Annotated in this window: 10 protein-coding genes and 1 pseudogene; 6 read left to right on the top strand and 5 right to left on the bottom strand. The window is 71.4% G+C overall.

What is annotated here, in order from left to right:
• On the bottom strand, window positions 1-917 hold a 917-nt coding region (locus tag ABD951_RS10855), incomplete at its 3' end, for a serine/threonine-protein kinase (RefSeq protein WP_345344569.1).
• 167 nt (window positions 918-1,084) lie between these two features.
• Window positions 1,085-2,632 carry a histidine ammonia-lyase gene (gene hutH / locus ABD951_RS10850; protein ID WP_345344543.1) on the bottom strand — a complete coding sequence of 516 codons (1,548 nt, stop codon included), beginning with the start codon at window positions 2,630-2,632 and terminating at the stop codon, window positions 1,085-1,087.
• A 104-nt stretch (window positions 2,633-2,736) separates the two neighbouring features.
• Between hutH and ABD951_RS10845 the strand changes: the two genes are divergently transcribed.
• Window positions 2,737-3,537, top strand: a complete 801-nt coding sequence (locus tag ABD951_RS10845) for an IclR family transcriptional regulator (RefSeq protein WP_345344541.1) — start codon at window positions 2,737-2,739, stop codon at window positions 3,535-3,537.
• A gap of 100 nt (window positions 3,538-3,637) precedes the next feature.
• A pseudogene (locus tag ABD951_RS10840) lies at window positions 3,638-6,973 on the top strand (NAD-glutamate dehydrogenase); the annotation flags it as partial.
• 31 nt (window positions 6,974-7,004) lie between these two features.
• On the opposite strand, the gene hutC reads toward ABD951_RS10840, so the two are convergent.
• On the bottom strand, window positions 7,005-7,772 hold the full coding sequence (gene hutC / locus ABD951_RS10835; protein ID WP_345344539.1) for a histidine utilization transcriptional repressor HutC: 768 nt from the start codon (window positions 7,770-7,772) through the stop codon (window positions 7,005-7,007).
• Between the two features lie 182 nt (window positions 7,773-7,954).
• Here hutC and hutU point away from each other — a divergent pair, with 182 nt between their 5' ends.
• Genes hutU through hutG form a run of 3 tightly spaced genes read left to right on the top strand, consistent with a single transcriptional unit; the run spans window position 7,955 to window position 11,778 of the window.
• Window positions 7,955-9,625, top strand: coding sequence for a urocanate hydratase (gene hutU / locus ABD951_RS10830; protein ID WP_345344537.1), 1,671 nt, complete (start codon window positions 7,955-7,957; stop codon window positions 9,623-9,625).
• A 3-nt stretch (window positions 9,626-9,628) separates the two neighbouring features.
• Window positions 9,629-10,825, top strand: coding sequence for an imidazolonepropionase (hutI, locus tag ABD951_RS10825; RefSeq protein WP_345344535.1), 1,197 nt, complete (start codon window positions 9,629-9,631; stop codon window positions 10,823-10,825).
• Complete coding sequence (hutG, locus tag ABD951_RS10820; RefSeq protein ID WP_345344533.1) at window positions 10,822-11,778, top strand: formimidoylglutamase; 957 nt, start codon at window positions 10,822-10,824, stop codon at window positions 11,776-11,778. The genes hutI and hutG overlap by 4 nt, the downstream gene beginning before the upstream one ends.
• A gap of 137 nt (window positions 11,779-11,915) precedes the next feature.
• Here hutG and ABD951_RS10815 read toward each other — a convergent pair whose 3' ends face one another.
• Together ABD951_RS10815 and ABD951_RS10810 are read right to left on the bottom strand one after the other, a co-directional pair.
• On the bottom strand, window positions 11,916-12,572 hold the full coding sequence (locus tag ABD951_RS10815; RefSeq protein WP_345344531.1) for a response regulator: 657 nt from the start codon (window positions 12,570-12,572) through the stop codon (window positions 11,916-11,918).
• The gene (locus ABD951_RS10810) at window positions 12,569-13,708 is read right to left on the bottom strand and encodes a sensor histidine kinase (protein WP_345344529.1); all 1,140 of its coding nucleotides are present in this window, start codon (window positions 13,706-13,708) and stop codon (window positions 12,569-12,571) included. Before ABD951_RS10810 ends, ABD951_RS10815 begins: the two co-directional genes overlap by 4 nt.
• Between ABD951_RS10810 and ABD951_RS10805 the strand changes: the two genes are divergently transcribed.
• Complete coding sequence (locus ABD951_RS10805; protein ID WP_345344527.1) at window positions 13,679-14,362, top strand: DUF6326 family protein; 684 nt, start codon at window positions 13,679-13,681, stop codon at window positions 14,360-14,362. The two genes, ABD951_RS10810 and ABD951_RS10805, sit on opposite strands and share 30 nt — an antisense overlap.
• Window positions 14,363-14,388: the final 26 nt, after the last annotated feature.

The raw sequence follows: 14,388 nt of genomic DNA, 5'->3' as shown, positions 1-14,388 counted from the left end.
TGCAGCGCGGTCCCCGATTCGGCGCGCAGTGCCATCTCGTCGACCGGGAACCCGCTCCGCGCCTGCAGCTCCTGGAGCCGTTCCCCGAGCGCCGTCGCAGTGGGCCGATCCGCCGGTGCGCGGGCCATCGCGTGCTCGATCACCGCCGCCATCTCGTCGTCGACCCCGTCCTCGCGCAGGTCCGGCACCGGCGCGGTGGTGATCCGCAGGAACTGCGCCACCACCTGCTCGCCGCTGCGCCGCTCGAACGCCGCATGCCCGGTCAGCGCCGCGAACAACGTGGCACCGAGCCCGTACACATCCGCGGCGGGCGTCGGCGGCTCCCCGCCGAGCACCTCCGGGGCGGTGAACGCCGGCGACCCGGTGACCGTGCCGGTCGCGGTCTCGAACCCGCCGGTGACGTGCGCGATACCGAAATCCGCCAGAGCGGGCTCGCCGAAGTCGGTGAGCAGGATGTTCGCCGGTTTGACGTCCCGATGCACGATCCCGGCCCGGTGCGCCATGGCGAGCGCCCCGGCCGTCTTCACCCCCAGCCGCAGCACCTCCTCCGCGGTGAGCGGACCGTGAACCCGGATCCGGGCGTCCAGGGACCCCTGCGAGTAATGCGGCATCACCAGATACGGCCGACCGCCCTCGGTGGTCCCGACCTGCAAAACCGCCGCGATGTTCGGGTGCCCGGTCAGCCGGCCCATCGCCCGCTGCTCCCGCAGGAACCGCCCGAGGTTCTCCTCGTCCAGCTCGGCGGTGAGCACCTTCACCGCCACCGTCCGCTCCAGGACGCTTTGCGTGCAGCGGTACACCACCCCGAAACCGCCGCGCCCGATCTCCTCGGCGCCGTCGAACCCGACCGCACCCAGCTCGTCCGCGACGGTGGCGGTCACGTCGCGTTGGGTCCGGAACGGATTGCTGTCGGTCATCGGGTACGCGATCTCCGCCACCCCGCGACACCCCCGACAGTCGGGAGGGGCTTGCTTACAACTCCGGCGAATGTCTGTTCAGGATATCGCCGCTCTGCTGCATCTCTGCCGGGTTCGTCGGTGCACCCCTGTGGTCGCGAACACGGCGGCTTGATCCCGCCCGCCGTTCAGCCCAGCGGTCCCGCAACCCGCTCCGCCGCGGCGACCAGACTCCCGTCGGCCGCGAGTTCCACGACCGCCTCGATCTCGGGTGCCAGATGCCGGTCCGGTCCCGGGCCGGGGATCCGGTCCCGGATCGCGTCCCGCACCGCCGCGGTCGCCTGCGCGGGCTCGAGCGGTGCCCGCAGGTCGAGTGCCCGTGCGGCGGTGAGGACTTCGATCGCCAGCACCCGGGTGAGCCCGTCCAGCGCGCGCCGCAGCTTGCGCGCCGCGGACCACCCCATCGACACGTGGTCCTCCTGCATCGCCGAGGACGGGATCGAGTCGACACTCGCCGGGACCGCGAGCCGTTTCAGTTCGGCGACGATCGCGGCCTGCGTGTACTGCGCGATCATGTGCCCGCTGTCCACCCCGGGGTCGTCCGCGAGGAACGGCGGCAGACCGTGGTTGCGGGCCTTGTCGAGGAACCGGTCGGTGCGGCGCTCGCTCGCGCTCGCCAGATCGGCGACCGCGATCGCGAGGAAGTCCAGGACGTACGCGACCGGCGCCCCGTGGAAGTTGCCGTTCGACTCCACGCGCCCGTCGAGGGTGACGACGGGATTGTCGACGGCACTGGCCAGTTCGCGGGACGCGACCTGTTCGGCGTGGGCGAGGGTGTCACGGACCGCGCCCGCGACCTGCGGCGCGCACCGCAGCGAGTAGGCGTCCTGCACGATCGGGCAGTCGGGTGTCGCGTGACTGGCGACGATGCCCGACCCGGCGAGCACCCGGGTCATGTTGGCCGCCGCGACCGCCTGCCCGGGGTGCGGTCGCAGGGCCTGCAGGTCCGGCGCGAACACCCGGTCGGTGCCGAGCAGGGCCTCGACGCTCATCGCGGCCGCGATGTCGGCGACGCGCAGCAGGCCGCGCAGGTCGGCGCTCGCGAGCACCAGCATGCCCAGCATGCCGTCGGTGCCGTTGATCAGCGCCAGCCCCTCCTTCTCGGCGAGCACCAGCGGATCGATCCCGGCCGCGGCCAGCGCGTCGGCGGCCGGGCGCAGCTCCCCCGCGGCATCCCGAACGGTGCCCTCCCCGGTCGCGGCGAGGGCCACGTGGGCGAGCGGTGCCAGATCGCCGGAACAGCCGAGGCTGCCGAATTCCGGCACCACCGGGGTGATCCCGACCGACAGCATCCGTGCGTACGTGCGCGCCACCTCGGGCCGGGCACCGGTCCGCCCGGTCGCGAGCGTCGACAGGCGCAGCAGCATCAGCGCCCGCACCACCTCGCGTTCCACCTCAGGGCCGGATCCCGCGGCGTGCGACCGGATCAGGCTGCGCTGCAGTTGCGCCCGCAGCCCGGGCGGAATGTGCCGGGTGGCCAGGGCACCGAATCCGGTCGACACCCCGTACACGGGCCGGGCCTCCTGCGCGAGCGCCTCGATGCGCGCGCGGCTCTCGGCCATCGCGGCCATCGCGGCGACCGACAGCCGCACGTGCGCGTTCGAACGTGCGACGTGCACCACCTCGTCGGGCGTCACTGCGCGGACGCCGACGACGACCGTGTCCGGGCTGTCCACTGCGCGCTCCTTCGCCGAGGGAAGCGGGCCGATGCTCACATCATCCCCGTTCCCGGCCCCGACAGGGGCGTTATCCGACGTTGTCCACTGGCAGAATCGGCCCGGTGAACAGGCCAGCTGGTTCCAGCACATCACCGGCGGTCGGTCGCGCGCTCGACATCCTGGTACGGCTCGCGCAGCGCCCCGGCCCGGTTCAGGCGGCCGCCCTGGCCCGCGACCTGGACCTGCCACGTTCGTCCGTCTATCACATCCTGTCGGTGCTGGTGGACCGCGGTTTCGTCGTCTACATGCCCGGCGAGCAGGCGTACGGGCTCGGGGTGACGTCGTTCGAGATCGGCTCGGCGTATCTGCGCCACGAGCCCCTCGAGCGGCTCGCGCAACCGATCCTGCACCGGCTCGCCATGCAGCTCGGCCAGGCCGTGCACCTGGGGATCCTGCACGGCAACGAGACCGTCTACCTCCTCAAGGAGCGCCCCACGTCGGGCCCGGCGGCGGAGGTCTCGCTGATCACCGACATCGGGGTGCGGCTGCCCGCCCACCTGACCGCCAACGGCCGCGCGATCCTCGCGGCACTGCCCGACGCCCAGGTCAAGGCGCTGTACTCGCGGCGCACGGACTTCATCACCCGCACCGGGCACGGACCCCGGACACTGACCGAGTTGCGCCGCACCCTCGCGGAGGCCCGCGCGCGCGGCTGGGCGGAAGAGGTGGACCTCGTGACGACGGGTCTGCGGTCGGTGGGCACCGCCGTGTTCGACCACAACGGCCGCGCGGTCGCGGCGCTGAGCACCACGTGGCGCAGGCAACTGGCCTACCCCGAGCCGGAGGCCGTGGGACAGATCCTGTCGGCCGGCGCGGAACGCCTCACCTCCCACATCTCGGGCCACGCCCCGTCCCCCGGCTGAGCCCGTCGCCACAGCACGGTAGGGCTTGTGAGGCACTTCACATGGTTGTACAGTCCTGTATATACAACTGCTGCCACACGAGGAGATGCCGACGATGACGCAGGCCTGGGACGACGACTTCCGCACCCGGATGGCGGACCGGGCGCTGGCGGAGTTCTACTCTCGAACCCTTCCGGAGGCCTACAAACAGGACTTCGATCCGCCGCGCGCGGTCGCGGACGTCACCCGGATCGAGGCGTTGCGCACCGACTCCTTCGAGGTGGCCCTGCACGCGCCGACCGGGTCCGCCCGGGGCCAGCTGCGCCTGACGCTCTACATCGACGGCGCCGCCGTCTCGCTCAGCCGCATCCTGCCGGTGATCCAGTCCTTCGGAGTCGAGGTGCTCGACGAGCGCCCCTATCCGATGGCCGACTCGACCGGCAGCCAGTGCTGGATCTACGACTTCGGCCTCGCACTCGACGTCGATCCGTCCCCGACCGACACCGGCATGGCCGCCCGGTTCACCGACGGCTTCGCCGCGGCGTGGCGAGGCGACTGCGAGGTGGACCCGTTCAACCACCTGGTCCTCCGCGCCGGATTGACCTGGCGGCAGGCGTCGATGCTCCGCGCCTACGCGAAATACCTGCGTCAGGCCGGTTTTCCCTACAGTCAGGCGCGGATCGCCGAGGTGCTCGCCGGCCACCCCGGGTTCGCCAGGCAGTTGGCCGGACTCTTCGCGGCCCGTTTCGACCCGGCCGCGCACGACGAGGCGGCGGAGACCCTGATCGTCGACCGGCTCGACGCGGCCCTCGGCGAGGTGGTCAGTCTCGACGAGGACCGCATCCTGCGGGCCTTCCTGACGCTCGTTCGAAACACCCTGCGCACCAACTACTTCGTCCGAGGCGGGACCTCGACGTTGCTCTCGTTCAAGTTCGATCCGAGCCGCGTCGACGAACTCCCCCACCCCCGACCACGATTCGAGATCTTCGTCTGCTCCCCGCGCGTCGAGGGCGTGCACCTGCGGTTCGGCACCGTGGCCCGGGGTGGGCTGCGGTGGTCGGACCGCAAGGAGGACTTCCGCACCGAGGTTCTCGGTCTGGTGAAGGCCCAGGCGGTGAAGAACGCCGTCATCGTGCCCGTCGGCGCCAAGGGCGGCTTCGTCGTCAAGCAGCCACCGGCACCGACCGGCACCGACGCCGCCGATCGCGACGCCCACCTGGCCGAGGGCGTCGCGTGCTACCGGCAGTTCATCGCCGGACTGCTCGACGTCACCGACAACATCGACCCGGCCACCGCTGCGGTCGTGCCCGCCCGGGACGTGGTCCGCCACGACGCGGACGACACCTACCTCGTCGTCGCCGCGGACAAGGGCACCGCGTCCTTCTCCGACATCGCCAACGAGGTCGCCGCCGAGTACGGCTTCTGGCTCGGGGACGGTTTCGCCTCCGGCGGTTCCGTCGGCTACGACCACAAGGCGATGGGCATCACTGCGCGTGGCGCCTGGGAGAGCGTGCAGCGCCACTTCCACGAGATGGGCCGCGACACCCAGAGCGAGGACTTCACGGTCGTCGGCATCGGCGACATGAGCGGCGACGTGTTCGGCAACGGCATGCTGCTCAGCGATCACATCCGGCTGGTCGCCGCCTTCGACCACCGCCACATCTTCCTCGACCCCACACCGGACGCGGCGACCTCGTTCGCGGAGCGCCGGCGACTGTTCGGCCTGCCGCGCTCGTCGTGGGCGGACTACGCCCCCGGGCTGATCAGCAGCGGCGGCGGCGTCTGGGCGCGGTCGGCGAAGTCGGTGCCGATCAGTCCGGAGGTGCGGGCCGCGCTCGGCCTCGCCGACGGCGTCACCGCCCTCGCTCCGGCCGATCTGATCGGCGCGATCCTGTGCGCCCCGGTCGATCTGGTGTGGAACGGCGGCGTCGGCACCTACGTCAAGGCCTCCACCGAATCCCACGCCGACGTGGGCGACAAGGCCAACGACGGGGTCCGCGTCGACGCGGGTGCCCTGCGGGCCCGGGTCGTCGGAGAAGGCGGGAACCTGGGGCTGACCCCGCTCGGCCGCATCGAGTTCGCCCGCGCCGGAGGCCGGGTCAACACCGACGCCCTGGACAACTCGGCCGGCGTCGACTGCTCCGACCGCGAGGTGAACATCAAGATCCTGCTCGCCGGCCTCGTCGCGTCGGGGCACCTCGCCCCCGGCGAACGGGACGGGCTGCTGCGGTCGATGACCGACGAGGTGAGCCGACTCGTCCTGGCGGACAACCGCTCCCAGAACCGCCTGCTCGGGGTGAGCCGATCCCACGCGGCCACCGCCCTGGGAGTGCACGCCCGGATGATCGCCCGGCTCGAACGCGATCGCGGACTCGTCCGCGCCCTCGAGGCGCTGCCCGACGCGCGCGAACTGGCCCGCCGGGCACAGGAAGGCCAGGGGCTGACCTCACCGGAGCTGGCCACCCTGATGGCCCACGTCAAGCTCGCGGTGAAGGACGAACTGCTGGCCGGTGACCTGCCGGACGATCCGGCGTTGCGCGACCGGCTGCGGGAGTACTTCCCCGACACCGTGCGGCGCCGATTCGGCACCCGTCTCGACTCGCACCGCCTGCGCCGCGAGATCGTCGCCACGATGCTGACGAACGATGTGATCGACCACGGTGGCATCACTTTCGCGTTCCGCCTGGCCGAGGACTCCGCGGCGATCGGATCCGATGCCGTGCGTGCCCACGTCGTCGCCGCGCGGATCTTCGACCTGAACCGGTTGTGGGCGGACATCGCCGAGAGCGGCCTGCCCACCGCCGTCACCGACGCCCTCGTCCTCGACACCCAGCGGGTGCTCGACCGGGCCGCACGCTGGCTGCTCGCCCACCGGCCGCAGCCACTCGACATCGGCGCCGAGATCGAGCGGTTCGCGCCGCGCCTGGCCCGGCACGCGCTCGCCGTCCCGGAATGGCTTCGGGGACAGGAGCTCGCCGATCTGCACGCGCGGGTCGCCGCATCGGTCGACGCCGGTGTTCCGCACGACCTCGCCACTCGCGTGCACCTGCTGCTCGACCAGTTCGGCCTGCTCGACATCATCGAGGTTGCCGACGTCAGCGGCTGCGGGGTGCCCGAGGTCGCGGAGCTGTACTACGCCCTGAGCCAGCATCTCGGCGCCGTGCACCTGCTGCAGTCGGTGTCGCGGCTGTCCTACGACGATCGCTGGAACTCCCTGGCCCGCCTCGCGATGCGGGACGAGCTGTACGGTTCCCTGCGCGCCCTCTGCCTCGACCTGCTCGCGAACCCGTCCGGCGGGTCCGCCGCGGAGATGATCGCCGGGTGGGAAGAACGCAACTCCACCCGGATCCGGCGGGCCCGTTCCACGCTGGACGCGATCTTCGAGACCCCGTCGGTCGACGTCGCGGCCATGTCCGTTGCGGTGCGCCAGATCCGGAGCCTGGTCGGCAGCGCCTGAACCGAACAGCACCCGGGCGACCGCCCGTGGCTCACTGGGTGTCGAAGGTCCCCTCGAGCCGGTAGCGGGAGCCCGGGTGCACCAGCCGTGCCGTGCTCACCAACCTGTCCTCCGACCAGGTGCGCCGGTGGATCAGCAGACACGGCTCGGTCGGGGAGATCCCGAGCAGCCGGCACTCCTCCGCGGACGCCAGCACCGACTCGACCACGTGCTCGCCGCGGCCCAGCGGTGCGACCGACATCAGGTAGTTGTTGGGCGTCTGCGCGGTGAAGTCCTGGTCGAGGTAGTCGGGCGCGATCTGCGGATTGACGTGCCGGTCCTCCACCTGGATGGCGAGGTCGTCCTCGAAATGCACGAGGCGCGAATGGAACACGGGACTCCCGTCGGGCACACCCAGCTGGTGCGCGATCAGCGCATCGGCCGGTTCGGCGCGCACGAAGTCCACCTCGCTGCGGTGCCGGTGCCCCCGGTGCACGACCTCGTCGGCGATGTTGCGTACCTCGAAAAGCGCTGAACTGACCTTTCTTTCGGCGACGAAGGTGCCGACTCCGATGAGCCGGACCACCAGCCCGTCCGCGCTCAGCTCGCGCAGCGCCCGGTTCACCGTCATCCGGGACAGTCCCAGCGTGTTGACGAGCTGGTTCTCCGAGGGCAGCTGATCACCGGCCGACCAACGGCCCGAGACGATCTCCTCGGCGATCAGGTTCTTGACGCGTTGATAGGCGGGCGCCGATTCGTGCCCGCGGGCCCGATACAGCGACGCCACGTCGGACTCGTCGATCGCCACCCTTGTCACCATCCACATCCCGGCCCGCTCGTGGGCACCCTCGTTTCGGCCAGTCTATCGGCCGGCGGTGGGCACCCCGGACGGACGCGCCCGGAGCACGCCGTCTCGTATCCGAGATCTTTCGACGGCGGCACTGTTCCCGGGCGCGGCGGGCCGGTGTCATTGCGTCACACCACTTCGTCAGGAGACTCACGATGACCGACCACGCCACCTCCGGCCCCCGCCCCGTCCGCGCCCCGCACGGCCCCGAGCTGACCTGTCGCGGCTGGCAGCAGGAGGGCGCCCTGCGGATGCTGATGAACAACCTCGACCCCGAGGTCGCCGAGCGCCCCGACGACCTGGTCGTCTACGGCGGCACCGGCCGCGCGGCCCGCAGCTGGGAGGCCTACGACGCGATCGTGCGCACGCTGCGGACGCTGGAGTCGGACGAGACGATGCTCGTGCAGTCCGGCAAGCCGGTCGGGGTCTTCCGCACCAACGAGTGGGCGCCGCGGGTCCTGCTGGCGAACTCGAACCTGGTCGGCGACTGGGCGAACTGGGAGCAGTTCCGCAAGCTCGAGGCCGAAGGCCTGATGATGTACGGCCAGATGACGGCCGGCTCCTGGATCTACATCGGCAGCCAGGGCATCCTGCAGGGCACCTACGAGACCTTCGGCGCCGTGGCGCGCAAGCGGTTCGGCGGCACCCTGGCCGGGACGATCACCCTCACCGCGGGCGTCGGCGGCATGGGCGGCGCCCAGCCGCTCGCGGTCACGATGAACGACGGTGTCGCGATCTGCGTCGACGTCGACGTCACCCGCATCGACCGCCGGATCGCACACGGCTACCTCGACACCAAGGCCGAGAGCCTCGAGGCCGCCCTGGCGCTGGCGATCGAGAAGCGCGACGCCCGTGAGCCGCTGTCCATCGGTGTGGTCGGCAACGCCGCGGAGATCTTCCCGCAGCTGCTCGCGATGGGCGCCCCGATCGACATCGTCACCGACCAGACCTCCGCCCACGACCCGCTGTCCTACCTGCCGGTGGGGATCGCGGTCGAGGACTGGCACGCGATGGCCGAGAAGGACCCCGAGCACTTCACCCGCGAGGCACAGAAGTCGATGGCCGCGCACGTCGAGGCGATGGTCGGCTTCATGGACGCCGGCGCCGAGGTCTTCGACTACGGCAACTCGATCCGCGACGAGGCCCGGAAGGGCGGCTACGAGCGGGCCTTCGAGTTCCCCGGCTTCGTCCCCGCCTACATCCGCCCGCTGTTCGAGGAGGGCCTCGGCCCGTTCCGCTGGGCCGCCCTGTCCGGCGACCCGAAGGACATCGAGGCCACCGACAAGGCCATCCTCGAACTGTTCCCCGAGAACGAGCACCTCAAGCGCTGGATCACGATGGCCGGCGAGAAGGTGCACTTCGAGGGCCTGCCCGCGCGGATCTGCTGGCTCGGCTACGGCGAACGCCACCGCGCCGGACTGAAGTTCAACGAGATGGTCGCCAACGGCGAGCTGTCGGCGCCGCTGGCCATCGGCCGCGACCACCTCGACTCCGGATCCGTCGCCTCCCCCTACCGCGAGACCGAGGCCATGGCCGACGGCTCCGACGCGATCGCCGACTGGCCGCTGCTCAACGCCCTCGTCAACACCGCATCCGGCGCCTCGTGGGTGTCGATCCACCACGGCGGCGGCGTCGGCATGGGCCGCTCCATCCACGCCGGCCAGGTGTGTATCGCCGACGGCACCGAGCTCGCCGCCCAGAAGCTGGAGCGGGTCCTCACGAACGACCCGGGCATGGGCGTCATCCGGCACGCCGACGCCGGCTACGAGCACGCGACGCAGGTCGCGGCCGAGCGTGGCGTGCGCATCCCGATGCGGGAGGCCTGACCCGTGTACGACGCACCCGGGCCGGCCGGCCGGTGGACGGTCATCGACAACATCGGGACCCTGGTCACCAACGATCCCGAGGTCGGTGCCGGCCCCCTCGGGGTCATCCAGGACGCCGCCGTCGTCATCGGTGACGGGGTCGTCCACTGGGTGGGCCCGCGGTCCCGGATTCCGGAGGGCAGCGCCGGCTCGCGATACGACCTGCGCGGGCGGGCCGCCCTGCCCGGGTTCGTCGACAGCCACTCCCATCTCGTCTTCGGCGGCGAACGGGCCGAGGAGTTCGCGGCCCGGATGACCGGCGCCCCCTACGGAGCCGGCGGCATCCGCACCACCATCGCCGCCACGCGGGCCGCCTCGGACGCCGAGTTGGGCGCGAACGTGGGCCGGCTGGTCGCCGAGTCCCTGCACTCGGGCACCACCACGATCGAGACGAAATCCGGCTACGGGCAGTCGGTTCCCGACGAGCTGCGCAGCCTCGAGGTCGCGGCGGAGCACACCGACGAGACGACACTGCTCGCCGCGCACGTCACGCCGCCCGAGTTCGCCGGTCGCACCGACGACTACGTGCGGATGGTGATCGACGAGATGATCCCCAAGTGCGCGCCGCACGCCAAGTGGATCGACGTCTTCTGCGAGGAGGGCGCGTTCGACGCCGACCAGTCGCGGGCCGTCCTCGAGGCCGGCATCGCGGCCGGGTTGACGCCGCGTGTCCACGGCAACCAGCTCAGCTACGGCGCCGGCGTGCAGCTGGCCGTCGAGCTGAATGCCGCCTCGGTGGACCACGTCACCTACACCAGGGACGCCGACGTCGAGGCGCTCGCGGCGAGCGGCACCGTCGCCACGCTGCTACCCGGTGCGGATTTCTCCACCCGCAACAAGTATCCCGACGCGCGCGCCCTGCTCGACGCGGGCGCCACGGTGGCGCTGGCCGCGGACTGCAATCCCGGCACCTGCTACACGACCAGCATCCCGTTCTGCATCGCCCTGGCGGTGCGCGAGATGCACATGAGCCCGGACGAGGCGGTGTGGGCCGCCACCGCGGGTGGCGCGGCGGCGTTGCGCCGCACCGACGTCGGGCGGATCACGGTCGGTGCGCGCGCCGACCTGATCGCGCTGGACGCGCCCTCGTACGTGCACCTGGCCTACCGGCCGGGGGTCCCGCTGGTCCGCGAGGTCTGGAAGGACGGTCACCGACGATGACGGATGTCGATGTGACCCCGGCCGCCTGGACCGGGCGCGACGACGGACCCGGCGCCCGGCACCTGCGCTGGCACCGCGCCGTCGAGCCGCTCGACGGTGACGCTCGTTCGGGGGCAGGCGTTCTCGTCGGGTTCCGCAGCGACGAGGGGGTGCGCCGGAACAAGGGCCGGCCCGGCGCCGCCGACGGCCCGGCCGCACTCCGCCGGGCCCTGTCGTCGATGTCGCTCGCGGCGCCGGTCCGGGTGTTCGACGCGGGCGACGTCGCGGTCCGCGACGACGACCTCGAGAGCGGCCAGACCCGGCTCGGCGCTGCCGTGACCGGCCTCCTCGACGCCGGTCATCTCGTCACCGTGCTCGGCGGTGGACACGAGGTCGCGTACGGCAGCTATCTCGGTGTCGCGGACTCCGCGTCCGTCGCCTCGGGCGCCCGACTCGGCGTGCTCAACCTCGACGCGCACTTCGACCTGCGCGCCGACGCCCGGCCCAGCTCCGGAACACCCTTCCGACAGATGGCCGAGCGGGAGGCGTCGCTGGGCCGGGAGTTTCGGTACTCGGTGCTGGGCATCTCCCAGCCCAGCAACACCGCGGCGCTGTTCGAGACCGCGGCGGAACTCGGTGTGCGCCACCTCCTCGACGACGACTGCACGGCGGCGAACCTGCCCGTCGTCGAGTCGTTCGTCGAGGACTTCCTGGGCACCGTCGACGTGGTCTATCTGACGATCGACCTCGACGTCCTGCCCGCCGCGGTCGCGCCCGGGGTCAGCGCACCGGCCGCGTTCGGGGTGCCCCTCGAGGTGATCCAGCGGGTGTGCGATCTGGTGGCGTCCAGCGGCAAGCTCGTGCTGCTCGACGTCGCCGAACTCAACCCGGCGCTGGACATCGACAACCGCACCGCGCGGACCGCGGCCCGGCTGATCCACCGGATCGTCACCACCGCGCTCGAGCGGGCGTAGCCGCTCCCTCATCGTCCCCGGCCCGACGCGTATGTCACCGCGTCGGGCCGGGGATTTCCACGTTCGGGCCGAATTGGTGAGATGCCGTCAGAACCCCGCTACCGAACCCCACGGGCCCACGCTGCGATCTGTACCCGCTAATCGGCTCTCACGCGTCTGCTGGCGTATGCCCACATCGCGATCTCGACACGGTTGCGGGCACCGAGCTTGCTCATCAACGATGCGACGTGGGTCTTGACCGTGCTCAGGCCGACGAAGAGCTCGGTGGCGATCTCGGCGTTGGTCCGGCCCCGTGCCACCAGCGCGAGCACCTCCTTCTCGCGCTCGGTGAGCGGGTCGATGGGCTGGACCGGTACCACCGGCGCCTGGTCGGCGAAGGTCGCCAGCAGCCGGCGGGTGACGTTGGGGGCGATCAGCGCGTCCCCGCGGGCCGCCGCGTGGATGGCCTGCACGAGGAGCTCCGGCCCGGCGTCTTTGAGCAGGAAGCCGCGGGCGCCGGCGCGTAGGGCGCCGAGGACGTACTCATCGAGGTCGAAGGTGGTGATCACGACGACCGCCATCGGGTCCGTCACGTCTGGCCCGGCCAGGCGCCGCGTCACCTCGACGCCGTCGAGCCCGGGCATCCGGATGTCGACAAGGAGGACATCGGGACGCAGCCGGGTCGCCAGGTCGAGCGTTGCGAGCCCGTCTGCTGCCTCCCCCACGACCTCGAGGTCGGGTTGCGCGCCCAGGATCATCACGAGCCCGGTCCGGACCAAGTCCTGGTCGTCGGCTACGACGACACGGATGCTCATGCCAGCGCCTCCACCGGCAGCACGGCCTCGACCACCCAGCCACCCTCGGGCCCCGGCCCCGCGGAGAGCGATCCGCCGAGGAGCTGGGCACGTTCGGCCATGCCCAGCAGGCCGAACCCAGGCTCCGGGACAGGCCCCGGCTCGGTCTGTCCATCGTCGCTGACACGCAGCCTGACGGCGTCGCCCTCCCGGCGCACGTCGATCCCGACGCGGGTCGCGCTCCGGGCGTGCCGTACGGCGTTGGTCAGCGACTCCTGCGCGAGCCGGTAGAGCGCGGCATCCACGGGTCGTGCCAGCCGGGTCAACGACCCGTCCAGCGAGACCTCGACGGTGGGCGTCGCGTCGGCGCGCGCCAGAGCAGGCAGGTCCGCGACACCCAGCTGCGGCGAGTAGGCGACGGCTACCTCCTCACGCAGCACCCGCACCATGGATCTCATCTCCGCCAGGGTTCGCGACGCTTCGGACTCGATCGCGGCCAGGATCTCGGCAGCCTTCTCAGGCTCGATGCCGGCAACCACGCCACCGGCCTGCGCCTGCACCGCGATGGCCGAGACGTGGTGGGCCACGGTGTCGTGCAGCTCGCGAGCCAGCCCCACCCGCTCCTGATTGCGGATCTCGCGCTGTTGGCGATGCCAGAGGTCCGCGCGGTAGCGGAACACCGCCGCGAGGGCGACGAACAACAGCAAGAGGACGCTCCCGCCGAAAGCGTCGGCCCAGCCCGCGGAGGAGACGTACATCCCCAGCGCGACGACGACCGTCACGAACGCCGTCCCCAAGACCATCTCCCGGCCCGAGCCCCACCGCACCAGGGAGTAGAGCAGGATCAGGACGGCCATCATGGAGTAGAGGCCGAGGTCCCCGGCGTGTGCAGTCAGCTGGAGGACCGAGAGCAGCCCGGCGACGCCCCACCCGACCAGGGCGGCCATCAGGGGGCGACCCCGCCGCCAGAGCAGGGCAGGAATCAGCGCCAGGGCGAGCACCGTCACAAGGGGTCGCCAGGACAAGCCCGGCCGAGCGATGCCCTCGACCAACGCGGCGGCCGCGAACACGCCCACCAGCAGCCAGTCGAGCCGACCGATGGGTGGGGCGTCAGCAGGCCGCGGCTCATGCCAGATGGAGCGCCGGACAGTGACCACGGCTCCAGACTAGGGGTCGGCGCGCCTCGGCGTACCCGCCGAAAGTACGAGAGAGAGACCATGCCATCGGCCAGGCGAACCCCGGCCTCCGGGCCGAGGCGCCCGCCGCCGGGCTCAGCGATCGTGGACCTACCGATCCTCACCACGACAACGGAGCCCATGATGAGAACAGGTCAACCCCCCACCGCCACACTGGAAGACCAGCCGATCCCGGTGAGAGCCAAGCTCGCCGCAACGTGGACAAGCTTCATGTTCCTATACGCCTACGTGGACATTCTCAACTTCTTCACGCCCGGCGTCATCGAAGACATCCTCGACGGCAAGGTCTTCGAGTTCGCCCTCTCCCAGACCTTTTCGACCACGGCGCTGACCCTCATGGCCATCCCGATCCTCATGGTCGTGCTGTCGACGACGCTGCCCGCCCGGGCGAACCGCATCATGAACCTCGTCGTGGCCTCGCTCTACGTCCCCGTCACGGCATTCAACGCGGCGGGCGAGTCCTGGCTGTACTTCTACGGCCTCGGCATCGTGCTGGAATTGATCCTTCTCGCCCTCATCGTGCGGTACGCCTGGACCTGGCCCCGCACCGCACCGTCGGCGAGCACGGCGACCAGCCCGGACCGTGAAACCGTTCGCGCCCAACAGCAAGCGTGAACCCAAGAGCAGTCCCCCGTCCTGTT

Origin of the sequence: Rhodococcus olei (genome assembly GCF_039540555.1) — a bacterium.
GTDB classification, from domain to species: Bacteria; Actinomycetota; Actinomycetes; order Mycobacteriales; family Mycobacteriaceae; genus Rhodococcus_G; species Rhodococcus_G olei.
Note: the sequence above shows the minus strand (reverse complement) of the source record. Positions and strands in the feature narration are given on the sequence as shown.

Excerpts from the sequence above, each read along its gene's own strand:
- hutU (WP_345344537.1), top strand. The coding sequence starts at position 7,955 with ATGACCGACCACGCCACCTCCGGCCCCCGCCCCGTCCGCGCCCCGCAC.
- hutG (WP_345344533.1), top strand. The coding sequence starts at position 10,822 with ATGACGGATGTCGATGTGACCCCGGCCGCCTGGACCGGGCGCGACGAC.
- hutC (WP_345344539.1), bottom strand. The coding sequence starts at position 7,772 with ATGGTGACAAGGGTGGCGATCGACGAGTCCGACGTGGCGTCGCTGTAT.
- ABD951_RS10815 (WP_345344531.1), bottom strand. The coding sequence starts at position 12,572 with ATGAGCATCCGTGTCGTCGTAGCCGACGACCAGGACTTGGTCCGGACC.
- ABD951_RS10805 (WP_345344527.1), top strand. The coding sequence starts at position 13,679 with ATGCCAGATGGAGCGCCGGACAGTGACCACGGCTCCAGACTAGGGGTC.